This window comes from Streptococcus jiangnanensis, from assembly GCF_040888325.1.
GTDB classification, from domain to species: domain Bacteria; phylum Bacillota; class Bacilli; order Lactobacillales; family Streptococcaceae; genus Streptococcus; species Streptococcus jiangnanensis.
The window spans coordinates 169,178-194,759 of record NZ_JBFNFF010000002.1; the positions used below are offsets into that span (position 1 = coordinate 169,178).

The 25,582-nt window shown below is 38.5% G+C and carries 26 protein-coding genes; 24 read left to right on the plus strand and 2 right to left on the minus strand.

The window, feature by feature from the left end; all coding sequences use genetic code 11:
• Positions 1–17: 17 nt before the first annotated feature.
• From AB2B49_RS03505 to yaaA, 5 genes are all read left to right on the plus strand, one after another.
• Positions 18–2,714, plus strand: a complete 2,697-nt coding sequence (locus tag AB2B49_RS03505; RefSeq protein WP_320691924.1) for a cation-translocating P-type ATPase — start codon at positions 18–20, stop codon at positions 2,712–2,714.
• A 104-nt stretch (positions 2,715–2,818) separates the two neighbouring features.
• On the plus strand, positions 2,819–3,229 hold the full coding sequence (locus tag AB2B49_RS03510; protein WP_049505303.1) for a peptide deformylase: 411 nt from the start codon (positions 2,819–2,821) through the stop codon (positions 3,227–3,229).
• 11 nt (positions 3,230–3,240) lie between these two features.
• On the plus strand, positions 3,241–4,836 hold the full coding sequence (locus AB2B49_RS03515) for a hypothetical protein (protein WP_061420548.1): 1,596 nt from the start codon (positions 3,241–3,243) through the stop codon (positions 4,834–4,836).
• An 86-nt stretch (positions 4,837–4,922) separates the two neighbouring features.
• On the plus strand, positions 4,923–5,054 hold the full coding sequence (locus AB2B49_RS03520; RefSeq protein WP_231071304.1) for a DUF3953 domain-containing protein: 132 nt from the start codon (positions 4,923–4,925) through the stop codon (positions 5,052–5,054).
• Between the two features lie 79 nt (positions 5,055–5,133).
• Positions 5,134–5,862: a peroxide stress protein YaaA gene (gene yaaA / locus AB2B49_RS03525; protein ID WP_076984707.1), complete on the plus strand. Its 729-nt coding sequence runs from the start codon at positions 5,134–5,136 to the stop codon at positions 5,860–5,862.
• A 31-nt stretch (positions 5,863–5,893) separates the two neighbouring features.
• Here yaaA and AB2B49_RS03530 read toward each other — a convergent pair whose 3' ends face one another.
• Together AB2B49_RS03530 and AB2B49_RS03535 are read right to left on the minus strand one after the other, a co-directional pair.
• Positions 5,894–6,442, minus strand: coding sequence for an NADPH-dependent FMN reductase (locus AB2B49_RS03530; RefSeq protein ID WP_076984706.1), 549 nt, complete (start codon positions 6,440–6,442; stop codon positions 5,894–5,896).
• Positions 6,443–6,533: 91 nt separating this feature from the next.
• Complete coding sequence (locus AB2B49_RS03535) at positions 6,534–6,980, minus strand: MarR family winged helix-turn-helix transcriptional regulator (protein ID WP_081390680.1); 447 nt, start codon at positions 6,978–6,980, stop codon at positions 6,534–6,536.
• Between the two features lie 118 nt (positions 6,981–7,098).
• Between AB2B49_RS03535 and AB2B49_RS03540 the strand changes: the two genes are divergently transcribed.
• The 19 genes from AB2B49_RS03540 to AB2B49_RS03630 all read left to right on the plus strand — a co-directional run bounded on the left by AB2B49_RS03540 (position 7,099) and on the right by AB2B49_RS03630 (position 25,345).
• Entirely contained in the window at positions 7,099–7,575 is a 477-nt protein-coding gene (locus AB2B49_RS03540) for a cell wall elongation regulator TseB-like domain-containing protein (protein ID WP_320691925.1), read from the plus strand.
• A gap of 9 nt (positions 7,576–7,584) precedes the next feature.
• Positions 7,585–8,766, plus strand: coding sequence for a pyridoxal phosphate-dependent aminotransferase (locus tag AB2B49_RS03545; RefSeq protein ID WP_320691926.1), 1,182 nt, complete (start codon positions 7,585–7,587; stop codon positions 8,764–8,766).
• Positions 8,766–9,137 carry a VOC family protein gene (locus tag AB2B49_RS03550; RefSeq protein WP_000565237.1) on the plus strand — a complete coding sequence of 124 codons (372 nt, stop codon included), beginning with the start codon at positions 8,766–8,768 and terminating at the stop codon, positions 9,135–9,137. Before AB2B49_RS03545 ends, AB2B49_RS03550 begins: the two co-directional genes overlap by 1 nt.
• A gap of 13 nt (positions 9,138–9,150) precedes the next feature.
• Positions 9,151–10,494, plus strand: a complete 1,344-nt coding sequence (gene asnS, locus AB2B49_RS03555; RefSeq protein WP_414168994.1) for an asparagine--tRNA ligase — start codon at positions 9,151–9,153, stop codon at positions 10,492–10,494.
• Positions 10,495–10,642: 148 nt separating this feature from the next.
• Positions 10,643–10,933: a 30S ribosomal protein S6 gene (rpsF, locus tag AB2B49_RS03560; protein ID WP_001151782.1), complete on the plus strand. Its 291-nt coding sequence runs from the start codon at positions 10,643–10,645 to the stop codon at positions 10,931–10,933.
• A gap of 11 nt (positions 10,934–10,944) precedes the next feature.
• Positions 10,945–11,415 carry a single-stranded DNA-binding protein SsbA gene (gene ssbA, locus AB2B49_RS03565; protein ID WP_000609596.1) on the plus strand — a complete coding sequence of 157 codons (471 nt, stop codon included), beginning with the start codon at positions 10,945–10,947 and terminating at the stop codon, positions 11,413–11,415.
• Between the two features lie 31 nt (positions 11,416–11,446).
• Positions 11,447–11,686 carry a 30S ribosomal protein S18 gene (rpsR, locus tag AB2B49_RS03570; RefSeq protein WP_000068664.1) on the plus strand — a complete coding sequence of 80 codons (240 nt, stop codon included), beginning with the start codon at positions 11,447–11,449 and terminating at the stop codon, positions 11,684–11,686.
• Positions 11,687–11,945: 259 nt separating this feature from the next.
• Positions 11,946–12,455 (plus strand): GNAT family N-acetyltransferase, encoded by a 510-nt coding sequence (locus AB2B49_RS03575; protein WP_049505312.1) that lies wholly within the window; start codon positions 11,946–11,948, stop codon positions 12,453–12,455.
• 436 nt (positions 12,456–12,891) lie between these two features.
• Positions 12,892–14,040: a non-hydrolyzing UDP-N-acetylglucosamine 2-epimerase gene (wecB, locus tag AB2B49_RS03580; protein ID WP_049505313.1), complete on the plus strand. Its 1,149-nt coding sequence runs from the start codon at positions 12,892–12,894 to the stop codon at positions 14,038–14,040.
• A gap of 6 nt (positions 14,041–14,046) precedes the next feature.
• On the plus strand, positions 14,047–14,826 hold the full coding sequence (locus AB2B49_RS03585) for a hypothetical protein (protein WP_049505314.1): 780 nt from the start codon (positions 14,047–14,049) through the stop codon (positions 14,824–14,826).
• Between the two features lie 142 nt (positions 14,827–14,968).
• Positions 14,969–16,279, plus strand: a complete 1,311-nt coding sequence (locus AB2B49_RS03590; RefSeq protein ID WP_320691927.1) for a glycosyltransferase family 2 protein — start codon at positions 14,969–14,971, stop codon at positions 16,277–16,279.
• 8 nt (positions 16,280–16,287) lie between these two features.
• Positions 16,288–17,391 (plus strand): glycosyl hydrolase family 8, encoded by a 1,104-nt coding sequence (locus AB2B49_RS03595; RefSeq protein ID WP_071851189.1) that lies wholly within the window; start codon positions 16,288–16,290, stop codon positions 17,389–17,391.
• Between the two features lie 122 nt (positions 17,392–17,513).
• Positions 17,514–18,914, plus strand: a complete 1,401-nt coding sequence (locus tag AB2B49_RS03600; RefSeq protein WP_049505317.1) for a bifunctional Cof-type HAD-IIB family hydrolase/peptidylprolyl isomerase — start codon at positions 17,514–17,516, stop codon at positions 18,912–18,914.
• A gap of 1 nt (position 18,915) precedes the next feature.
• Entirely contained in the window at positions 18,916–19,275 is a 360-nt protein-coding gene (locus tag AB2B49_RS03605) for a S1 RNA-binding domain-containing protein (RefSeq protein WP_000689619.1), read from the plus strand.
• A gap of 53 nt (positions 19,276–19,328) precedes the next feature.
• Positions 19,329–20,078: a tRNA1(Val) (adenine(37)-N6)-methyltransferase gene (locus tag AB2B49_RS03610; protein WP_320691928.1), complete on the plus strand. Its 750-nt coding sequence runs from the start codon at positions 19,329–19,331 to the stop codon at positions 20,076–20,078.
• Complete coding sequence (locus AB2B49_RS03615) at positions 20,068–20,340, plus strand: GIY-YIG nuclease family protein (protein WP_049505318.1); 273 nt, start codon at positions 20,068–20,070, stop codon at positions 20,338–20,340. The genes AB2B49_RS03610 and AB2B49_RS03615 overlap by 11 nt, the downstream gene beginning before the upstream one ends.
• Before the next feature lie 199 nt (positions 20,341–20,539).
• On the plus strand, positions 20,540–21,415 hold the full coding sequence (locus tag AB2B49_RS03620; protein ID WP_049505319.1) for an Rgg/GadR/MutR family transcriptional regulator: 876 nt from the start codon (positions 20,540–20,542) through the stop codon (positions 21,413–21,415).
• Between the two features lie 374 nt (positions 21,416–21,789).
• On the plus strand, positions 21,790–24,138 hold the full coding sequence (locus AB2B49_RS03625) for a ThiF family adenylyltransferase (RefSeq protein ID WP_049505320.1): 2,349 nt from the start codon (positions 21,790–21,792) through the stop codon (positions 24,136–24,138).
• Positions 24,116–25,345, plus strand: coding sequence for an MFS transporter (locus tag AB2B49_RS03630; protein WP_049505321.1), 1,230 nt, complete (start codon positions 24,116–24,118; stop codon positions 25,343–25,345). The genes AB2B49_RS03625 and AB2B49_RS03630 overlap by 23 nt, the downstream gene beginning before the upstream one ends.
• Positions 25,346–25,582 lie beyond the last annotated feature (237 nt).

A 25,582-nucleotide genomic window follows, 5' to 3' on the forward strand; every position in this document is an offset into this window, starting at 1 on the left:
TGTCAAGGAGGAGACACATGTCAAAAGAACAAAAACGCCAAGCGTTTTACACTCAGAGTCCTGAAGAGGTCTTGAAGTCAGTTGAAGCAACTGAACAAGGTCTCTCGTCTAGCGAAGCGCAGAAACGCCTAGCTGAATATGGACGCAATGAACTGGAAGAGGGTGAGAAAAAATCTCTCCTAGTCAAGTTTATTGAGCAATTTAAGGATTTGATGATTATCATCCTAATTGCTGCGGCTATCTTGTCCGTCATAACTTCTGGTGGGGAAGATATCGCAGATGCCATCATTATCCTTGCCGTGGTTATCATCAACGCTGCCTTTGGTGTTTACCAAGAAGGAAAAGCAGAAGAAGCCATCGAAGCCCTCAAGTCTATGTCTAGTCCAGCTGCTCGCGTTATTCGTGATGGGCACATGGCTGAGATTGATTCCAAAGAATTGGTGCCAGGTGATATCGTAGCTCTCGAAGCTGGTGATGTAGTGCCAGCAGACCTACGTTTGCTAGAAGCTAATTCTCTTAAAATCGAAGAAGCAGCTTTAACAGGCGAGTCTGTTCCAGTTGAAAAAGACTTGACAGTCGAGCTCGCTGCAGATGCTGGTATTGGTGACCGTGTCAATATGGCCTTCCAAAACTCAAACGTGACCTACGGTCGTGGTCTTGGTGTTGTTGTCAATACAGGTATGTATACTGAAGTGGGTCATATCGCTGGCATGCTCCAAGATGCTGATGAGACAGATACGCCACTCAAACAAAACTTGAACAACCTTTCTAAGGTCTTGACCTATGCAATTTTGGTTATTGCCCTTGTTACTTTTGTAGTTGGAGTCTTCATTCAAGGTAAAAATCCACTTGGTGAGTTGATGACCTCTGTTGCGCTTGCTGTTGCAGCCATTCCAGAAGGACTTCCTGCTATCGTGACGATCGTTCTTGCCCTTGGTACTCAAGTTTTGGCCAAACGAAACTCTATCGTTCGTAAGTTGCCAGCAGTCGAAACACTTGGTTCAACAGAAATCATCGCTTCTGATAAGACTGGTACACTTACCATGAACAAGATGACAGTCGAGAAAGTCTTCTATGACGCAGTCCTACATGACTCATCTGATGATATTGAACTTGGCTTGGACATGCCACTACTTCGTTCAGTTGTCTTGGCCAACGATACTAAGATTGATGCTGAAGGAAACTTGATCGGGGATCCAACGGAAACAGCCTTCATCCAGTATGCCTTGGACAAGGGCTACGATGTTAAAGGGTTCTTAGAGAAATATCCTCGTGTAGCTGAATTGCCGTTTGACTCAGATCGTAAACTCATGTCAACGGTTCATCCATTGCCAGATGGTAAATTCCTCGTGGCAGTCAAAGGGGCTCCAGATCAACTTTTGAAACGTTGTGTTGCTCGTGATAAAGCAGGAGATGTTGCTCCGATTGATGAGAAAGTTACTGAATTAATCCATACAAACAACTCTGAAATGGCTCACCAAGCCTTGCGTGTCCTTGCAGGTGCTTATAAGATTATTGATAGCATTCCAGAGAACTTGACTTCTGAAGATCTTGAAAACAACTTGATCTTTACTGGTTTGATTGGGATGATTGACCCTGAACGTGCCGAAGCTGCAGAAGCTGTTCGTGTGGCCAAGGAAGCGGGAATCCGTCCAATCATGATCACTGGTGACCACCAAGACACAGCAGAAGCCATTGCCAAACGTTTGGGAATTATCGACGAAAATGACTCGGAAGACCATGTTTTGACTGGTGCTGAGCTTAACGAACTTTCTGATGAAGAATTTGAAAAAGTCGTTGGTCAATACTCTGTTTATGCGCGTGTATCTCCAGAACACAAGGTTCGTATCGTGAAAGCTTGGCAAAACCAAGGTAAGGTCGTTGCTATGACAGGTGACGGTGTTAATGACGCTCCAGCTCTGAAAACAGCCGACATCGGTATCGGTATGGGAATCACTGGTACAGAGGTTTCTAAGGGAGCTTCTGACATGATTCTTGCAGATGATAACTTTGCGACCATCATCGTCGCAGTTGAAGAAGGACGTAAGGTCTTCTCAAACATTCAAAAGACCATTCAGTACCTACTTTCTGCCAATACGGCTGAAGTATTAACCATCTTCCTATCAACCTTGTTTGGTTGGGATGTCTTGCAGCCAGTTCATCTCTTGTGGATCAACTTGGTAACCGATACCTTCCCAGCTATCGCTCTTGGTGTTGAACCAGCTGAGCCAGGTGTTATGACCCACAAACCACGTGGACGCAAATCAAGCTTCTTCTCAGGTGGGGTCATGAGTTCTATTATCTATCAAGGTGTACTCCAAGGGGCTCTCGTCTTGACTGTTTATGGTCTTGCTCTTGCCTATCCGGTCCATGTAGGAGACAATCACGCCATTCACGCAGATGCCCTCACTATGGCCTTTGCAACACTTGGTTTGATCCAGCTCTTCCATGCCTATAATGTCAAGTCTGTTTACCAATCTATCTTGACAGTCGGACCGTTCAAGTCTAAGACCTTCAACTGGTCAATCTTGGTATCCTTCATCCTCTTGATGGCAACAATCGTTGTAGAACCGCTTGAAGGTATCTTCCACGTAACCAAACTAGACTTATCGCAATGGGGTATTGTTCTAGCTGGAAGCTTCTCAATGATACTTATCGTTGAAATCGTCAAGTTTGTTCAACGTAAACTTGGTCTTGATAAGAATGCGATTTAAAAAGAAAGTCATCTTCGGATGGCTTTTTTTGCATTTGAGGAGAATGGTTAGAAGTTATCCTCTTTTGTGCTATAATAAAGTAAAATAGCAAGGAGTGAAAGAGAATGGAAAAGAAAATTGTCCGAGATGTCTTATTCTTGTCGCAGGTCTCGAAAGCTGCAAGTCAGGAAGACCTTTATTTGGCTAAGGATTTGCAGGATACCCTGCTGGCCAATCGCGAGACCTGTGTCGGTCTAGCGGCCAATATGATTGGCGTGCAGAAGCGTGTCATTATCTTTAATCTTGGCTTGGTTCCCATGGTCATGTTTAATCCCGTTCTCCTTTCCTATAAAGGACCTTACGAGACAGAGGAAGGGTGTTTGTCCTTGACTGGGGTGCGACCAACAACTCGTTATGAAACGATTACAGTTTCCTATCGTGATAGCAAGTGGCAGGAACAGACCATTACGCTAACAGGTTTTCCAGCTCAGATCTGCCAGCATGAACTGGATCATTTGGAAGGACGGATTATTTAGGAGAAACTCAGATGAAACGTATACTTTTTGAACTTGTTTTTATCGCAACGACATGGTATATTTTTTTACCACCCTTCAATCTGACTAGCTGGGAATTCATCTTCTTTCTCTGTGGGCATTTGGTGGTGATGGGGATTTTGTTTAGTTTCCGCAAGGATACCAATCTCCTCAAAACTGTTCACCTACGCCATGGCAAGGCTACCAAAGATCTCAATCTAGAAGGATTCCTTTTTACCAAACTTAGTAGAGGATTGTTTCTGACTGCAGGTATCATTTTTGCCCTTGCTGGTCTGGTAAGCCTAGTAACCTCTAGCTTTTTCCAAGCAAAAAATTATGCTAATGTGGTATCCATTACAGAAAAAGACTTTAAAGATTTTCCTAAGAGTGATACCAGTAAGGTTCCAATCCTAGATCGGAGCACTGCAGAAAAGATTGGAGACCGTTATCTAGGATCTCTGACGGATAAGGTCTCCCAGTACGTGGCAGCAGATACCTATACCCAGCTGACGGTTGATGGCAAACCTTATCGAGTGACTCCTTTGGAGTATGCCGACCCGATCAAATGGTTTAATAATCAGTCCAAGGGAATTGGCGAGTATATCAAGGTTGATATGGTGACAGGAAATGCGGAATTGGTGGATTTAAAAACGCCAATGAAGTATTCAGACTCTGAGTATTTTAACCGCGATGTCAAACGTCATCTTCGGATCAAGTATCCGACCAAGATTTTTAAAACGCCATCCTTTGAGGTGGATGATGCAGGCAATCCTTTCTATGTAGCAACTGTTTATCAAAAGCAGTTTGGTCTAGGAGTCCCTCGCCCTTCGTCTGTTATTATCTTAGACGCCACCAATGGAGAAACCAAGGAATACAGCTTGGATGAAGTACCAGAATGGGTGGATCGTGTCTATCCAGCAGAAGAAACCATTGAGCAAATCAACTACAACGGTAAGTATAAAGACGGCTTCTGGAATGCCTTGATTTCTAAGAAAAACGTCACCCAAACGACAGAGGGCTATAACTATCTTTCTATCGGAAATGATATTTATCTCTACACAGGGGTGACTTCAGCAAATGCTGATGAAAGTAATCTAGGATTTATCCTTGAAAATATGCGCACTGGTGAAATCACCAAGTACAATCTAGCTTCAGCAACCGAAGAATCAGCCCGTGCTTCCGCAGAAGGAGCAGTGCAAGAGAAGGCCTACAAGGCTACCTTCCCTATCCTTGTTAATCTCAATGACAGGCCTCTTTATATCATGGGCTTGAAAGATAACGCAGGCTTGGTCAAGGAGTATGCATTGGTCGATGCCGTGGAGTACCAAAACGTCATCGTAGCAACTACGGTAGATGAACTCCTCAGCAAGTATGCCAATAAAAATGACCTCGAGTTGGATAATGAAACGGTAGAAAACATCAAGGGTATCGTCTCAGACCTTAAATCAGCTGTCATCAAGGGTGATACCGTCTATTTCTTTAAAGTTGATGGCAAGATTTATAAGGTCAAGGCTTCAGTGTCAGACGACCTTCCTTACCTCGAAAATGGCCAAACCTTCGAAGGTCAAGTTGGAAAAGATAATTATCTCAAGACCTTTAAAGTACAATAATACTCTTAGAAAATCAAATTCAAACTACGTCAGCGTCGCCTTGCCGTACTCAAGTACTGCCTGCGGCTAGCTTCCTAGTTTGCTCTTTGATTTTCATTGAGTATAAAAATAGGTTTTCTCAGTTCAAGGAGAAAAAAGATAAATTCTTATCTATCTTAACAAGCTTAGCTGGCACAACCCTTGTTCTCGTGGCTATCTGGTTAGGATGGCCAAAATAAACAGAGAAACCTCGGTATGAACCGAGGTTTTTAAGATGAAATTCTTGGTCGTGATTGAAAAATATGCTACACTAACAATATGAAAATTTTAATCCCAACAGCAAAAGAAATGAACACAGACCATCCTTGTATCGAAGCGCTCCCGTTGAGTGAAGAAAGTCAGGCAGTCCTTGACTCACTGGCGAATTATTCAGCTAGTGAATTAGAGACTTTTTATAAGGTATCTGTCGAGAAAGCAGAAGAAGAGTACGGCCATATTCAAGTTTTAAAAGATCACAGGGCTAAACATTATCCAGCCTTGAAACTTTTCGATGGTCTCATGTACCGCCATATCAAACGAGATGAGTTAACCAAGGCTGAACAAACCTATCTTGAAAATCATGTCCTAATTACCTCGGCTTTATACGGTGTTGTCCCCGCCTTGTCGCCCATGGCTCCTCACCGTTTGGACTTCTTGATGAAGTTAAAAGTTGCTGGTAAGACTTTAAAGAGTCATTGGAAGTCAGCCTACGATGAGGCCCTACGGGATGAGAACTTGATATTCTCACTCCTATCATCAGAGTTTGAAACCGTATTTTCTAAGGAAATTAGAGAAAAGATGGTGACCTTCAAATTTATGGAGGATAAGGCAGGTCAGTTGAAAATCCACTCAACTATTTCAAAAAAAGCCCGTGGCGCCTTTTTGACCGCCTTGATAGAGGGGCAAGTCCAAACAGTCGAACAAGCTCGCCAGCTCAGTTTTGCAGGTTTTGACTACCAACCTGATTTATCCAGTGACTTAGAACTCGTCTTTGTGAAACAAGCATAAAACCAGCTCATTCGAGCTGGTTTTTGCTGTATTAGTTGATGGCTGCAAGAAGGTCGTCAGCTTGTTTTGCAAGTGATGAAGCAGTTGCTTCTTCTAACACCAATTTTCCGTCTGCCCAAGCAGAGTCATTGACACGAGCGGCTGTAAAGTCACCAACGACTTGTGTACGGATAAATGGCAAGAGGTCTTTATAAATAGCAAAGAGTTGATCGTGACCGGCATTGGCTACAGATGAGACAGTAACAAACTTGTCTTGGAGAGCAGAAGCGCCACGTGTATCAGACAAGTCAAGGGCACGAGAGAGCCAGTCAAGCAAGTTTTTCACTGTTCCAGGGATAGAGAAGTTGTAGACTGGAGAGAAGATCCAGATAGCATCCGCAGCAAGGACTGCTTCACGAGCAGCAGCTACAGCTGGATGAGTTGGAACTTCCAAATCTTGGCTGAAGAGAGGAACAGCTGAGTAATCAAGATAGCTAACTTCTGCTTTTCCAGCAAGTACTTTTTCAGCTTCGAGGGCCATTTGGTTGTTGAAAGAACCTTGGCGTAGTGAACCGACGATAAATAATACTTTTTTAGACATGATGTGTCTCCTTTAGTTTAAAATTCAAAGAGCGAACTCTTTTGTTACCATCTATGTTACAACAAATGATACTAATTAGCAATAATTTTGCTCACAAATTTTTAAATTTTTTTAAAATGCGGATTAAGTCTTCCTTTTCGCCATCTTCCAAGATGCTGAGTGCTTCTAAGATAGAATCGATATGGTCAGGAAGAACCTCTTCGATTTTTCTGCGTCCTGCAGGTGTTAATTTCAGGAAAAAGGATCGACGATCCTTGGGGTCGCAAGTTCTAGAAATCCATCCATCTCGAACCATATTTCGAATGACAACAGTCATGTTTCCAGAAGTGGCCAACATTTTTTCAATCAAATCCTGAATGCGTAGTTCCCCCTTGCTATAGAGGGTTTCCAAAACTGAAAATTGGGTGGGTGTTAGCCCGTGTTCTTTAGCAGCCTTAGCTTCATATGGTTTAAAAGTCCGTATGGCTTTATTGAGGACGATAGCCGTTTTTAAGTCTAGTTGATTATCGGAAATTTTCTCTTTCAAATATTGTTTCATAAGGTTATTTTATCAATAATGAGAGAGAAAAACAAGAACTTATATTTTATAGGAAAAGAATCTCAGAATGTTCCTGTCTTCACTTGTAATACAGGAGGATAGATGGTAAAATAGACGAGTGAAACTAAGACAGAAAAAAGCAAAAAACAAGCTACTTATACAATACGGAATCGGCATTTCTCTGGTGATACTAGTGCTGACTGGATCCTTTCTTTACCTGATTTCGCTTAGCATGAAACCCTATCAAGATGCTAGTGTTGAAGGAGAAAAACTGGCCAAGCAGTATGCAGAATTGGAAAAGGCAGATCAGGTTGATTTTTTTAATGGTTCGGAAGCTTATTACAGCCTTCTGGGGCATAATAAAAAGCAAGAGGCCATTGCCGTACTGATTGAAAAGAATGACCACAAGATTTATGTTTATCAGCTTGATAAGGGGATTTCTCAAGACAAGGCAGCAACGATTTCGAGAGAAAAAGGAGCTAGCGATATTGACAAGATCACCTTTGGTCGTTATCAGGACAAGCCGATTTGGGAAGTTAAGTCAGGAAACCAGTACTATCTGGTTGACTTTGAAACAGGAGCAGTGATCCAATAAGGAGGGCATATGAAACTATCCAAACGTGTACTAGAAATGGAAGAAAGCGTCACTCTAGCTAGTGATGCAAGAGCCAAAGCATTAAAAGCTCAGGGAAAGGATGTTCTTTTCTTAACCTTGGGACAGCCTGATTTTCATACTCCTGAAAACATTCAGGATGCAGCGGTAGAAGCGATTCGAGATGGACGAGCTTCCTTTTATACAGTTGCTTCAGGCCTACCAGAGTTAAAAGCGGCGGTTAATACCTATTTTGAACGCTACTATGGGTATTCCGTAGCGGCTAATGAGGTTACCTTTGCCACTGGTGCCAAGTTCTCTCTCTACACCTTCTTTATGGCTGTGGTCAATCCAGGTGATGAAGTCATCATTCCTACACCATACTGGGTCAGCTATGGAGACCAGGTCAAGATGGCAGAAGGTGTGCCAGTCTTTGTCCAGGCCAAGGATGACAATCACTTTAAAGTAACAGTAGAGCAGCTAGAAGCAGCGCGAACAGATAAGACCAAGGTCTTAGTTCTCAATTCACCATCGAATCCGACCGGTATGATTTACTCTCGTGAGGAACTCTTGGCTATCGGAAATTGGGCTGTTGAACATGATGTTCTTATCCTAGCAGATGACATTTATGGTCGTTTGGTTTATAACGGGAACGAATTTGTTCCAGTCTCTAGTCTGTCAGAAGCCATTCGCAAGCAAACCATCGTGATTAACGGTGTATCTAAGGCCTATGCCATGACTGGTTGGCGGGTAGGTTATGCTGTGGGAAATCCTGAAATTATTGCTGCCATGAGCAAACTAACAGGTCAAACAACCTCCAACCTGACTGCTGTATCACAATATGCTACCATTGAAGCCCTAACTGGACCGCAAGACTCTGTTGAAACCATGCGCCAAGCCTTTGAAGAACGTTTGAATACCATTTATCCACTCTTGTGCCAAGTGCCTGGATTTGAAGTTGTCAAGCCCCAAGGAGCCTTCTATCTCTTCCCAAATGTTAAAAAAGCGATGGAGATGAAGGGTTATACTGATGTGACAGAGTTTACAACGGCTATTCTCGAAGAAGTCGGACTGGCCTTGATTACAGGAGCTGGATTTGGAGCACCAGAAAATGTTCGTCTCAGCTATGCCACAGACTTGGATACATTAAAAGAAGCTATTCGCCGTTTGCATCAGTTTATGGAGGAATTATAATGATAGATCATTTTACCCTTAAGGTAAAGAATTTAGAAGTTTCTAAAGCTTTCTATCAAGCTACTTTAGCTGCTTTAAATTATCACCTTCAATTTGATACGGGGCAGGTCGTTAGTTTCACAGAACCGCGAGATGTGGATCCAGGTGGTGATTTTTGGCTAAATGTTGGTCAACAAGAGCCGATGCATTTTGCCTTTAGTGCTCGAACTTGTCAAGAAGTAGATGCTTTCTATCATGCAGCTTTGGCTGCTGGAGGAAAGGATAATGGTGCACCTGGCGAACGTAAAAATTACCATGTGGGATACTATGCTGCGTTTATTATTGACCCAGATGGAAATAACATAGAGGCAGTTTGCCATAAAGAAGAATAGAAAAGGAAAAATAATGACAAAACGTGTAACGATTATCGATGTAAAAGACTACGTTGGTCAAGAAGTGACCATCGGAGCCTGGGTTGCCAACAAATCTGGAAAAGGGAAAATTGCCTTCTTGCAATTGCGTGATGGAACAGCCTTCTTCCAAGGTGTAGCCTTTAAACCAAACTTTGTAGAAAAATTTGGTGAAGAAGTGGGACTTGAGAAGTTTGATGTCATCAAACGCTTGAGTCAAGAAACTTCTGTTTATGTGACAGGAATTGTCAAAGAAGACGAACGTTCTAAGTTTGGCTATGAGTTGGATATTACAGACATCGAAGTGATCGGTGAATCTCAAGACTACCCAATCACACCAAAAGAACACGGAACAGACTTCTTGATGGATAACCGTCACTTGTGGCTCCGCTCTCGTAAGCAAGTGGCTGTGATGCAAATCCGTAATGCCATCATCTATGCAACTTATGAGTTTTTTGACAAGAACGGCTTCATGAAATTTGATAGCCCAATTCTTTCAGGAAACGCAGCAGAAGATTCTACAGAACTTTTTGAAACAGACTACTTTGGAACACCAGCCTACTTGAGCCAATCTGGTCAGCTTTATCTTGAAGCGGGTGCTATGGCCCTTGGTCGTGTCTTTGACTTTGGTCCAGTATTCCGTGCTGAAAAATCAAAAACACGCCGTCACTTGACTGAGTTCTGGATGATGGATGCGGAGTACTCCTACTTGACACACGATGAGTCACTTGACTTGCAAGAAGCTTATGTTAAAGCTCTTCTTCAAGGCGTTTTGGATCGTGCGCCTCAAGCCTTGGAAACCTTGGAACGTGATACAGAGCTCTTGAAACGCTACATTGCAGAGCCATTCAAACGCATTACTTACGATCAAGCCATTGACCTCTTGCAAGAGCATGAAAACGATGAAGACTCTGACTACGAACACCTTGAGCATGGTGATGACTTTGGTTCACCACATGAAACCTGGATTTCAAACCACTTTGGTGTGCCAACATTTGTCATGAACTACCCAGCAGCTATCAAGGCCTTCTACATGAAACCCGTTCCTGGAAATCCAGAGCGCGTGCTTTGTGCAGACTTGCTTGCACCAGAAGGTTACGGAGAAATCATCGGTGGTTCTATGCGTGAGGAAGACTACGATGCTCTTGTAGCTAAGATGGAAGAACTTGGCATGGATCGTACAGAATATGAATTCTACCTTGACCTTCGTAAATATGGTACAGTACCACACGGTGGGTTTGGTATCGGTATCGAGCGTATGGTCACCTTCGCAGCTGGTACAAAACACATCCGTGAAGCCATTCCATTCCCACGTATGTTGCACCGTATTAAACCATAAACTAGTAAAAAGAAGATATTTTCATCTTCTTTTTTCACTTTTATCTTGCTATCTATCAGTTTTTCTAGTATAATAGTTTATTGTGAGCAAACCTCACTTACCCCTTGCAAAGACTAGGGGTCATTAGACCAAAAGGAGGAACATATCAATGGCTAAATACGAAATTCTTTATATCATTCGTCCAAACATTGAAGAAGAAGCGAAAAACGCTTTGGTAGCACGTTTTGACTCTATCTTGACTGACAACGGTGCAACTGTTGTTGAATCAAAATCATGGGAAAAACGTCGTCTTGCATACGAAATCCAAGATTTCCGTGAAGGACTTTACCACATCGTTAACGTTGAAGCAAACGACGACGCAGCTCTTAAAGAGTTTGACCGTCTTTCAAAAATCAACGCTGACATTCTTCGTCACATGATCGTCAAACTTGACGCGTAAGAAGGTAAATTATGATTAACAATGTTGTACTTGTAGGGCGTATGACTCGTGACGCTGAGTTGCGTTATACCCCATCAAATGTAGCAGTTGCGACTTTTACTCTTGCAGTAAACCGTACATTCAAGAGTCAAAATGGCGAACGTGAGGCTGATTTTATCAATGTCGTTATGTGGCGCCAACAGGCTGAAAATCTTGCTAACTGGGCTAAAAAAGGTTCTCTTATCGGGATCACAGGTCGTATCCAGACTCGTAGTTACGATAACCAGCAAGGACAACGTGTCTACGTAACAGAAGTCGTGGCTGAGAATTTCCAAATGTTGGAAAGCCGCGGAGTGCGCGAAGGACATACAGGTGGCGCTTATTCTGCACCAACTGCTGGTCAATCAGCACCTGCAAACCCAGTACCAGACTTTTCACGTTCTGAAAATCCATTTGGAGCAACCAATCCATTGGACATTTCAGATGATGATTTACCATTCTAATGGACAATTAATACTATAAAGGAGAAAAAACATGGCTCAACAACGTCGTGGCGGATTCAAACGCCGTAAAAAAGTTGATTACATCGCAGCAAACAAAATTGAATATGTTGATTACAAAGATACTGAGCTTCTTAGCCGTTTCGTTTCAGAACGTGGGAAAATCCTTCCTCGTCGTGTAACAGGAACTTCAGCTAAAAACCAACGTAAAGTAACAACAGCTATCAAACGCGCTCGCGTAATGGCTTTGATGCCTTTCGTAAACGAAGATTAAAAAAGAGGTCCGGGTGGACCTCTTTTTCATGAGCTCGGAAATAAGAAAGCGAATTAAGACCCATACGGGTCTTTTTTTCACGAGCATGGAAATGAGAGAGCGAGTTGAGGTCCGGGGGACCTCTTTTTCAGATTTTTATGGGACTTTGTTAGAAAGGATTCCCTGTTGATCTAGTAAGATCCTTTTATCTTACTAGGTTTTTCTTTTAATCTTTATTATCGTGCTATAATGGTAGGAGAAAGCTATAAAGGAGCAACTTATGAAGACGATATGTTCAATTAGAAAAATGCAAGAATCTGACATACAAGATCTATCTCGAGGATTTATCAGCCAAGGTTGGTCAAGTAGAGAGGAGATTTTAACTCGATACTTTAAGGAACAAGAATGTGGGGAGAGAGAAGTCTTAGTTGCAGAGGTTGAGGGTGCTTTAGCGGGTTATATCACAATTTTGCCCTGCGCTAAGCAGGGGCCTTTTGCAGAAATCTATCCAGAACTCTCAGATTTCAATGTCTTTGAACCTTTTCAAAATCAAGGTATTGGAAATCTCTTGCTGGAAGAAGCAGAAAAACGAGTTAGGCTCATATCGGATAAGGTGACCCTTGGTGTTGGGCTCCATTCAGGGTATGGACCTGCCCAGAGATTGTACATCAAACGAGGCTATATTCCAGATGGGACGGGTGTTTGGTATCAGAACCATCAACCGGCCATGAATGCGGTGTATGAAGATATCGGAGAATTGGTCTTGTATCTGTCGAAAAATTTGTTTTAAGACAGATTTTATAAGATTTAAATTTTAAATATAGTAAACAATCACAGTCTCTTTTTCATTCGGAAAAGGGATTTTTTGTTTGAAATTGTTTGATTTATTCCTCAAAGTGGTAGAATATAATTGTTTGAAATATCAATACAAATATAAATATACAACAAGACATATAAATAATAGTTTGTGTATTGTCGTATTTTCTGAAAAAAATCTGAAATATATCGGGAAATGGGCTATTTTTAGTTGTAAACGATATCATTACAAAAAAAGTTACAGAATGTTAAAATTAAATGAAATGAAATAATATAATTTGGAAAAAATTTGACATATAAATAAATTGACGGTAAAATAATTATGAAAGTCAAATTAATTGAAATTGGAACTATTCGATATACAAATTAATATGATTTATCAAATTTTATTATAGTAGAAGGATAGCGTAATGAAGAAACTGAAAGTGATGGTTGTTTTTGGAACACGACCAGAAGCTATTAAAATGGCCCCTTTAGTGTTAGAATTGCAAAAACATAGTGACAGCATTGAGACGATCACAGTTGTGACAGCTCAGCATCGCCAAATGCTAGATCAAGTTCTTGAAACTTTTAGCATCGAGCCACATTATGATCTGGATATTATGGGGAAAAATCAATCCCTCTTAGATATTACTGGAAAAATTTTAGAAAAGTTTGATCCAGTTGTTAAGCAAGAACTTCCAGATATAATTCTTGTTCATGGAGATACAACAACAACTTTTGCAGCAAGTTTAGTTGCTTTCTATAATCAGGTACGTATCGGCCACGTTGAAGCTGGTCTAAGGACCTTTGATAAGTATTCTCCTTTCCCAGAAGAAATGAATCGTCAGATGACTGATAACTTAGCGGATCTTTATTTTGCTCCAACTAGTGAGAGTAAAGAAAATCTCCTCAAGGAAAATCATCCTGAGTCTGCTATTGTCATTACGGGAAATACAGCCATTGATGCCTTGAAACTAACCGTTCAATCGGATTACTATCATGATGTTCTAGATCAATTGGATTCAGATAAGAAACTTGTATTGGTAACCATGCACCGTCGTGAGAATCAAGGTCAACCAATGAGAAATGTCTTTGCAGCTTTACGTGAGATGGTCGATCTTCATCAGGAAATTGAAGTTGTTTATCCTGTTCACCTTAGCCCTGCTGTGCAAGAAGCAGCAAACGATATCTTAGCTGGTCACGATCGTATTCACTTGATTGAGCCTTTAGATGTACTTGATTTTCATAATTTGGCTTCAAGAAGCTATTTTATCATGACTGACTCTGGAGGTGTTCAGGAAGAGGCGCCTTCTCTCGGCAAACCTGTCCTTGTCCTTCGTGACACGACGGAACGTCCAGAAGGAGTAAGAGCAGGTACGTTGAAGCTAGTTGGTACGGATCCAGTACGTGTGAAAGAAGCAATGGCAGCACTCTTAACAGATGAAACTCTTTATAGACAAATGTCTCAGGCACAAAATCCTTATGGAGATGGAAGAGCCTCTGAACGAATCGTACAATCCATTCAACAGTACTTTGGGGCAGCGACTTCTGTATCTGAATTCAAAGGGGGGAAATAAGATAAAATGAAAAATTGGAGTCAATTTAAAAACTGGCTTATGGCTTTGCTTGCTTGTGAGGTCATTCTTTTGGTGCTTTGTTTTTTGTATGCTCGAGCAATCATTTTAGAACAAATCTTGTTTTTAGCTTTAGCCTTGTTTGCAGTGTTGGTATTATCTGACCTTTTGCTTACTTGGACCCTTATCTTAGCATTTGGTTTTGGACTTATCGTTTTGGTTGCGGGTGTGGTTTATATCCCGATTATTCAACTGATCTTCTTATTAATCAGTTTTCCACTTTTGATTGGGATTCTACTTAAGGTTCGTTATTATTTCTTCAAGGTGGCCTCAAAGGTCCAAGAACAGGAGGACGAAGCTCGAGCAGATTACCAATCTATGATCACTGAACAAAGTGATGTGATGGTACAGTCCTTATTGATTCATTGGGCACATGAAGATTTGTTCTTCCAGATTAAACCCAAAGAACATAACCAGATGCTCAGTCGAATTCAAGAGGTGATTGCTCAGGAATTGAGTTACAATGATAAGCTTTATTACGTTTCGGATGGTAATTTTCTCGTTCTATCGAGTACTAACCAACATTCTTTGAAGGAACTTTATTTGAATGGTTTGCAGGAGAAACTGAGCAGTTTAGTTTTTCATGGAGAAGATGGCAATCAAGGAATTCAGTTCCAAACAGGCTATTTGGTGATTAACTCTGATAATAAAGATAAATACCAAGACTACGCGGATGTTGCCAGTCATCTCAAACGTCAACTAGAGACAGATGTAATTGTAGAATATTAGGAGGGAAACATGACTTTAACCGAACTATTTTTTGGTATTGCTTTGGGACTCAGTCTCACCTTTGGCATTTGTTTTATCATATTATTTATTGCATACAATATTCTTTACCATCGAGTGAACAAAAATTTTAAGGCGGTGAATCATGATTAGTCAAATGTTAATGATTTTTACCTTGCTTACAATTTGGATTTCTCTAGCTTGGGACTTGGTAATTCTCTTTTCGGCAGTACACTTTTGGTTTAAACACAGTGATTTTCGTGTGGATACCTCGCCGCTACCTTATTATCCTAAGGTTACCATTGTCGTACCTGCCCATAATGAGGATGTGGTTATTGCGCAGACGGCAAAAGCTATCTTGGATATGAACTACCCTCACGACCGTGTGGAGTTGCTTCTATTTGCGGATAACTGTTCGGATAACACCTATGCAGAATGTTTGTCTGTACAAGCCATGCCTGAATATGCAGGAAGAAATCTAACCATTATCGACCGTACTGGTACGGGAGGAAAAGCGGGCGTTCTAAACGATGCTTTGGAGATGGCAACAGGCGAATACATCTGTGTTTATGATGCAGATGCCATGCCTGAAAAAAATGCTCTTTATTTCCTTGTCAAAGAAGTGATGAAGGATCCAGAACGTCATGTGGCATCTTTTGGTCGCAACAAGACTCGAAACGCCAACCAAAATTTCTTGACTCGTTGTATCAACCAAGAGATCGTTGTTACTCAGCGCGTGCACCACGTTGGAATGTGGCATCTCTTTAAAATTGGGCGTATTCCAGGAACCAACTTTATCATTCAAACCGACTTTGTAAAGAGTATCGGTGGTTGGAAAAATGGTGCCTTAACCGAGGATACCGATATTTCCTTCAAAATCATGCAGAGTGGTAAATTGATTGCCCTTGCCTATAATTCAGAGGCTTTCCAACAAGAACCTGAGACCTTAAAGAGTTACTATATGCAACGAAAACGTTGGGCTAAAGGAAACTACGAAGTTGTTCTATCAAATTTTAAGCATTTATTTGGCAGAGCAAACTGGCGTGTTAAATTAGAAGTTTTTAACTATTCGTGTGTTTTCTTTTGGTTTAACTTTGCCATTGTTCTATCAGATTTGATTTTCCTAGCGAATGTGCTAGCAATCTGTCTTAACCTATTCTTCCCAGATATCAGGGTTCCGTTCGCTTTTGATGCGGACAATATCTATATTGCCCAGCTCATGCTCTTTAACTGGATTCTCATGATTGGTCTCTATTTGATGCAAATTATGACGGCATTAGCAAGTCAGTTTGGACAAGCGACGACAAAGCAAATCTGGTTAGCTTTGGCTGCCTATTTCACTTATGCACAGATGTTTATCGTTGTTTCCATTGATTCCATTTCTTCAATCGTTCTGGACAAGATACTCCGACGAAAAGAAACCAAGTGGGTTAAAACCAAGCGATTTGCAGGATAGGAGGTTCTATGAAAACGAATAAATTAAAATATGTATGGTTTGTGCTCATCCTTTCTATCTTTTGTTTAACCTTGTTTTTGGCAAGAGGAAGGAGTAAAGTCGAGATGCGAAATCGTATTTACCGCCAATGGAGCCAACAGTTTCTGGTGACTAAGGGAGATCAGTCCTATGTCCGCACGACAAATGATTCTGAAGAAACAACAGTTCTATCAGAAGCCCAAAGTTACGGGATGCTCATAACAGTTTTAGCAGCCCAAAAAGGGCAAGCAACACAAGCAGATTTTGAGAGTCTTTATCGCTATTATCAAAATCATCGTATTGAGGGAACGCAGTTGATGTCTTGGAAGCAAGTGATCACAAATGGTAGCGAAACGGTTGAGAAGCAAAATGCAACCGATGGTGATCTCTATATCGCTTATTCTTTGATTGAAGCTGCCAAGCAGTGGCCAGATAAGGCGCAGGAATACCAAGAGCAAGCTAAAAAAATCTTGGATGATATTCTTAAATACAACTACAATGAAGAGACAGGTGTCCTAACGGTAGGGAACTGGGCAAACAAGGATTCCGATTATTATTACTTGATGCGGACGTCCGATACTCTTCCTCACTATTTCCAGTCTTTCTATGACCTGACTGGAAATAAACAGTGGTTAGATGTTAAGGATAAGATGCTTGGGCAATTGGAGCAAATCAGTTCTCATTCTGATACGGGTCTCTTGCCAGACTTTATCTGGGCTGAGAAGTCAGGGGCACGCCTTGTTGATGCCAATACTATCGAATCTCAATACGATGGAGCGTATTCTTATAACGCTTGTCGTTTGCCTTATCACCTGTCACAGAGCCAGGATGAAAGAAGCCAAAAACTCGTTCAAAAGATGATGGATTTCTTTATGAAAGAGCAACGCATTTATGCTGGTTATGACTTGAACGGAACGGCCCTCAATCAATACCAGGCAGGTAGTTTCTTGGCACCGATTACCTACGCGTCTGACAAGGGAGAAGGCTATCTGAAACTTCTTCAGCAAAATAAATACATTTTCACACAAGATTTACCTTTGGACAACTACTATGATGCAACGATGATTACCATGATTGCTCTAGAGATGTTCTAGAATGAAAAGAGAGGGCTAGTTATACTGGCTCTCTTTTTGATAGGATTTTCATCTTTTTTCAAAAAAGGAATTTCCTAAGGTTTATGGTATAATGGAAAGAGTGATGGAAAAGAGGTAGAGAGATGGATGCGAAATTAAAATACAAGGCAAAGAAGATTAAAATCGTCTTTTTTGATATTGATGATACCTTGCGTACGTCAAAGACAGGTTTTATTCCAGCTACAATTCCCACTGTCTTTAAACAGTTACGTGAAAAAGGAATTTTAACAGGAATTGCCTCTGGGCGCGGTATTTTCGGTGTTGTTCCAGAGATTCGTGGGCTCAAGCCAGACTTTTTTGTAACTCTGAATGGGGCTTATATAGAAGATAAAAAAGGCCAGGTCATTTATCAACATCAGATTGACAAGTCAGATGTTGTGGAGTACATCTCTTGGACGAAGGAAGAGGGAATTGAGTATGGTTTGGTTGGTAGTCATGACGCTAAACTCTCCACGCGAACAGAACTGATCAGTGAGGCGATTGATCCGATTTATCCAAACTTGGATGTGGATCCTAACTTCCATGAAAAAGCAGATATTTACCAGATGTGGACCTTTGAGGATAAAGGGGATGACTTGCACCTACCAGATAGTCTCTCAGGTAAACTTCGAATGGTGCGTTGGCATGAACATTCATCAGATATCGTGCCGATTTCAGGTTCAAAAGCCACAGGCGTAGCCAAGGTAGTAGAACATCTAGGCTTGAAACCAGAGAATGTCATGGTCTTTGGAGATGGGCTCAATGACTTGGAACTCTTTGATTATGCTGGAATCAGTATTGCTATGGGTGTTTCCCACGAAAAGATCAAAGAAAAAGCAGATTATATTACAAAAACAGTAGAAGAAGATGGCATTTTTAATGCCTTAGAAGGATTTGGTATGGTAGAAAAAGAATTGCATTTCCCACAAGTAGAAATTGAAACAGTAGAAGGTCCTCTTGCGACCATTAAGACAAATCACGGAGACTTGCGTATCAAGCTTTTCCCTGAACATGCTCCTAAAACAGTGGCTAACTTTGTTGCTCTGTCAAAAGACGGTTACTATGATGGTGTGATCTTCCACCGTATTATCAAGGACTTTATGATCCAAGGTGGAGATCCAACTGGTACTGGTATGGGTGGTGAGTCAATCTACGGTGACTCTTTTGAAGATGAATTTTCTGAAGAACTTTATAATATCCGTGGTGCCCTTTCTATGGCCAATGCGGGTCCAAATACCAATGGTAGCCAGTTCTTTATCGTGCAAAACCAACACTTGCCGTACTCTAAGAAAGAGATTGCGCGTGGTGGCTGGCCTGAACCAATCGCTGAGATCTATGCAGAACAAGGTGGAACTCCTCACCTTGACCGCCGCCATACTGTTTTCGGGCAGTTGGTAGATGCTGAATCTTTTGCGGTCTTGGATGCCATTGCAGCTGTTGAAACAGGTGCCATGGATAAACCAGTTGAAGATGTAGTAATTGAAACGATTGAAATTGAGGACTAGAATGAAAATTGGTGATAAGCTAACTGGGCGTATTACAGGAATTCAGCCCTATGGTGCCTTTGTTGAGTTAGAGACAGGGGTGACAGGGCTGATTCACATCTCGGAGATTCGGACGGGATTTATTGAAAATATCTATGACATTTTAAAAATTGGCGATGAAGTCCAAGTTCAGGTGGTGGATTTTGACGAATACACTGGGAAGGCTAGTCTTTCTATCCGTACTCTGGAAGAGGAAAAACATCAATTGCCAAGACGGAGACGTTTTTCAAATGATCGGATCAAGCACGGTTTTGCACCACTTGGACGAATGATGCCTGTTTGGACGCGTGAGGCATTAGAGCATTTAAAGAAGAAGCCATAAATACGATTATCTAAATTATTTGTAATATTAACATCGTTTGTTATAATAAAAGTATGAAAGAAGAACAATTATTAAAACCAGGAGAGCGAATCAACCAGCTCTTTTCGACAGATATCAAGATCATTCAAAATAGAGAGGTGTTTAGCTATTCGGTGGATAGTGTTCTCTTGTCACGCTTTCCTCGCTTCCCTAAACGGGGTTTAATTGTGGACTTTTGTGCTGGAAATGGTGCAGTGGGACTTTTTGCTAGTTCACGTACTCAGGCGCGGATAATATCTGTAGAAATTCAGGAACGTTTGGCGGATATGGCAGAGCGTTCGGTTCAGTTGAATGGCTTGGAAGAGCAGATGCAGGTCATCTGTGATGATTTGAAAAATATGCCTGCCCACATTCAGGGAAGTAAGGTGGATATGATTTTGTGCAATCCGCCTTATTTTAAGGTGGATCCGCATTCTAATCTGAACGAGAGTGAACACTACCTTCTGGCCAGACACGAAATTACGACTAACCTAAAAGAAATTTGCCGTAGTGCTCAGAGTATTCTCAAGTCTAATGGCTGTTTGGCCATGGTTCATCGTCCAGATCGGCTCTTGGATATCTTAGACATGCTTCAACGCCATAATTTGGCACCCAAGCGCCTGCAATTTGTCTATCCTAAACGTGAGAAGGAGGCCAATATGCTCTTAATCGAAGCTATCAAGGATGGCTCGACGAGTGGCTTTAAGGTCTTGCCACCTCTCATCGTTCACAATGATGATGGTTCCTATACACCAGAAATTCAAGAGATTTACTATGGATCATAAAGCCTATATGTATGTGGTGGAGTGCAGCGACGGGTCGTACTATACTGGCTATACAACGGATGTGAAGAGGCGCCTTGCCGTTCATAATAGTGGTAAGGGAGCCAAGTATACCCGAGCTCGCTTGCCAGTCAAACTTATCTATGTAGAGGGTTTTGCCAGTAAGGAAGAAGCCATGTCTGCAGAGGCTCTCCTAAAACGAAAGAAAAGACCACAGAAAGTAAGCTATCTAAATGACAATCGAAAGAAAAATTTACTAAGGTAGTTTGAGATTGAAGAAGATAAAAATATCAATATTGTAAAAATATAAACACTTCTAAAAATTATCGGGTTCCTATAATACGAAACTAAAAGTTGTTAATGGATATCCATCTTAAAATTTTAGATATGTTCATAGATAATAGACTTTTTTGGAATGATAATAATATTTTGTGAGACGGAGTTCGCTAAGGAGGAATAATGACATGGATTCTAATGAATTATTAAAATTAGGTGAATTCTATAAAGAGTTGAGAATTGCTAGAAAAGTTAAACAAAAGGATGTTGCAAAAAATAAATTATCAGTTTCTCAATTATCAAAATTTGAATCTGGCCAAACTATGCTCTCTGCTGATAAGATGTTAGAAGTAATTGAAGGTATTAATTTAACATTTTCAGAATTTGGATTTGCTCTTAGAGATTATAAACCTACTCAACATCAGTTACTTATGAATAAAATTTCGAAGCTATCAGCAGAAAACGATAAACAATCATTGCTTAAGCTACTTGACAAATACAAAGAAAGTCAATTGTTATATGATAAATTAAATACTTTGGTGATAAAAAATGCTATTCATCTAATTGATAGAGATTTCACTTTATCTCTAGATGATAGCAAATTTTTATCGAATTATTTATTTGATATTGAAGATTGGACTGCTTATGAAATCCATCTTTTTGGGAATACTATGCCTTTCCTATCTGACACAGATTTGTTATTTTTAGGAAAAGAACTGGTATCACGCTCAGAAATTTATAGTCCCTTGTTGGATTTTAGAAAGGCTTTAAAGTATACATATTTAAATTTAATTTCTGAGTTAGTAGAACGGAGATTAACAACTCATTTCAACTTTTTTGTCAATCAGTTAAGAATGATTCTTGATGTATTTGATACGTTTGAAATAATTTTGTTAAATTTTTTAGTCTTAGTATACTCCTACTTAATAGAAAATAGTGTTAATTTTGAAGAAGTTGAGCAATATATTTTAAATGTTTCTAAAATAGAACAATCAGGTCTCTCTAAGATATTAGAACAGAGACTATTCCAATATCTAAGAACTAACCAAAAGGGGGAAAGATAATAATATCTATTACCGCCATTGTTTGTATAGAGAGAAAAATGGCTATTACTTTTTTCATGCTGTATCCTCCTAATCAATAGTTTGACTGTTATACTAACATAAAATTGTATCAATTCAGCAAAATTGAAGATATGAAATTAATTTATTAAAAAATTTCATATCTTCAATTTTTTAATTTTGTGACAAAAGTAAGTTATAATTGAGATATCATAACGAAAGGAGAACAGGCATATGTTTATCGAAGATATCGAAGTAGAAGAACAAGTATGTAATGGCGGTTGCTTTATTGCTTGTTAATCTAAGAACAAGAAAAAGTGGTATATAGCTATTACCACTTTTTCTTAATTTTTGCATATGTGTTCAGTAGATTTAAAATGAAATATATACTAAAATCCGGAAGAGGTTTCGTCAAGAGAGAAAAAGATATAATTATGTATCCTGCATGTAAAGGGGGAGAGAAAGTGATTCATTCTCCTTGTATAAAAGAATTGTGGGAGGAAATGAAATATTTAGATAAAAATTTTTCATATAATAACATTGATATATATAACCTTCTGAAAGAAAGCTCTCTTGTTTTTGAAATTAATGAAGATGAATGGGATGATTATCAACGATTATCTAGGAATATACAATTTTTATCATTACATAACGATATTGAACCTAATTTACAGTATAAATCTATAATTGATAAGAAAATATTAATAATTGGTCTTGGAACTGTCGGGGCACCTCTTGTTTATGAATTAGATAAATTTGGTTTTAAAAATATTGTAGTTATTGATGGCGATAGTGTTGAATTAAAGAATATTACTGCACAACTAGGGTATTCTATATCTGATGTTGGACAATTAAAAACTAAGGCACTTCGAGAAAAAATTAGTAGTATAAAAGAAACGATCGATGATTATCTTTCGGTTGATAATATTGAAAAGAATCTGTATGATATAAAACCAGATATTATATTTTGTTGTGCTGATGATTCAACTGGTAATTTAATAAAATTATTAATCTCTAAATTGCCTAAATATAATTATACTCTGTTTTTGACAGGATATTCTCAAGAAGAATTAATTGTATATCATATAACTAAAGAGAATCAACAAGTATTCTTGAGTTATTTTAATGAACAACCTTATCTCTTGAAAACACAGTTTATATCCCATAATACAGGAACGATAGCAAAAGGGCTCATGAGTGCATCTTTAGCCTTTAATACCCTCATTAAAAGTTTTTATCTTAAAGTTGATGACATATTATTTTTTAATTTTAGATTAAACACTATCTATACTCAAAATTTGAGATATTTAAATCTTAATGAATTTGAAAAAAGATATATATTTAGGAATATTGAACAAGAAATATTGAAGATAGAGTATATTTTACAGCATGCAACAGAACAGCATGCAACAGATTTCGATAAAGAAGAAATAATAAAAAGAGTCTTCGAGTTTAATTACTATACATATCTGACTTTCTGTACAGATATTACTAATCAAAATTATAAATATCTCAATAACCATCTAGATCTTCTTTTTAATAGAATTTATGGAGATGCTATTGAAGACCACTTTAGGTCGGAAATTCTGAAACTAGAAACATTAAAAGCTGATTACTATAAGACAAATGGGATTCCAATTGTAAATTACTCTAAGTTTAGACATAATATCCCTATATTCGATGATATTTTATTGGATTATAAAAATTTTATCTTCTCTCCTAAATTCAAAGATGTATATAACAGTCTCTTAGATAAGAGAAAAATATTTATAGAAAATATATCACGGCAATTAAAAACACGATATGGCTTCGACTTTATTGAGTTGATTTCTAAAAATCTTAAAGTTTCTATTAATACTAAGAATCTTGATAAATATGATTTTTTGGAATTTGAATTTTTAGAATCGGAAAAGATAGTAGCTACTGATGCTTTTGAGCTGATTTTAAGAGCTATAGACGATAAAGAATTTTTCAATTTTGTTGAAAATTATCGTAACAATGGATTTATCGATTATGAAAAAAGAGCAGGCAAAACTCATAAGAATTTTACTCTCTATAACCCATATACAAAGACATCGAAAATAATAATGACATATCAAGAAAATTTTATGGGGGTAATGAGATTATCCCATGAGCTGATGCATGCATATTCTTATGATTTGTTTAAAGAACGATTACATCTAGATGAATTATATAAAATTCCTAAAAGCTTTTGGGAAATTTTTGCAAAATTAGGTGAGTTATTTGTTGCCGATAGTCAGGAAAAATTATCAGTATTTTTTAGAAAATCTTTTTACCAATATGTATTTTGTCAAATTGATTATAATGTTTTGATTTTAAGTAAAAATTCTTCTATAGAGGATATTTTGAAGATTAAGTCAGAGTTTTTTAACTCAATTGGTTTACTTCCAGAATTACTAGAATACACACAGTACAACTTCATTGACTATAGCATGCTGTATTCAAAGCATTTTTATGCCTATGATGCAGTGTTTTCGGATATTATTGCTTTGGGTATTTATAAATATTCCAAAAAACTTAATTATTCATTTGGAGAAATAATTTCTATTATAGCATCTATTTCAACATTCACTATTGACTCAATAAAGGATGAGTTTAATATAGAAATTGAGAGTTTAATAGAATCCTATGTATCTGAAATAAATAATTTTTTAAATAATTATTTTTTGGAGGAAATGAAAGATGAATATTTTAAGGGAAAATAAATCTTTTAGAGCTTTAGCTATATCTGCATTTTTTAATAAATTGGGTTCATCTATGTATAATCTAGTTTTTGTATCTTTTGCTGCTACTATGCCTAATAACAAATTAGCTGTAGGCATTGCTAATATTATTGTCTTAATTCCTGTATTTTTTACATTATTTATAGGAATAAAGGCTGATGAGACAAAATTAAAAAGGAGGTGGTTGATTTTACTGGGATTCGTTCAATCTATTTTGTTCATATTAGTTGGATTATTGACTCAGACTACAACTTGGTTGGCATTTTCTATAATATGTTTAATCAATATAGTCTCAGATATTATTAGTGACTATAGAGGTGGGCTAGAGCTCCCTATTTTTCAACATACAGTTAAACAAGAAAATCTAATGGAAGCGCATTCTGTAAATCAGTTTATCTCATATGTTTGTAATTTTTCTGGTCAAGCCTTAGGCGTATATGTGTTGACAATTTCAAATGATAATTTTGGCCTTGTCGCAGTTTTTAATGCTTTATCGTTCTTTGCATCATCATTTATACTAATTAAATACAAAAAGTTTTTATTGCATGCTAATGTGGAGATATATCAAAAATCATTTGTTTTAAAAATTAAAGAAACTTATTTAGGTTTAAAAGAAGTTTTTCAAAAGTCTGAAAAGACAAATTTCACATTAATGTTACTATCTATTTTACTTATTAATGCTTTAGGTAGTGGTTTTTCAGCTATATATAATATATCTTTTTTAAAAGAGTCTCTTTTTGGATTAACATTTAGTCAGTCAGTGTTTATATTACAGATTATAATGGTATTTTTTAGTATTATAGGAACGATAAGTCCTCATGATTATTTTTCAAAATTACCTCTCATTTCAATAATATTTTTAGATTCAATTATCATTTTTGCTATATCGTTAAATAATAGTTTTAGGGGTCCGCAAGTTTTATCTATGATTGGACTAGCGTTTTTATTTTACTTAAGCGGAAAAATTAATCCCAAAATAAATAGTCTCTTGATGTCTTCGCTTCCTAGCGAGCTTTTAGCAAGAAGTGGTGCATTTTTATCTTTGCTTTTTATGCTGGCTATGCCAATTGGGAATATTATTTTTACTATTTTTAGTTTATTTGCTATTCAATCAGCTTGGCTGTTATACTCAATCTTCGCTTTTATAGTTTTATTATTAACATTTAAATTGACCAATGAGAAAGTATAGGTTTGCTCCTTTTTACTAGATTTAAAACTCAATTGTACAAAATGCCTTGCAAATCCCATCATGCATCGCTATTTCGCTTTATACGACACTAATTTCACTGTCAAAGAGAACTCCAAAGAAGTAAAGTCTTTTTGAGAATTGTATAAAAACACGTTGACTCAAAGTTACTCCTCTTACTTTTGTCAAAAGAGGAAAAAAGTGCTACAATAAGATGAATAAATTTAAAGAGGTATTATC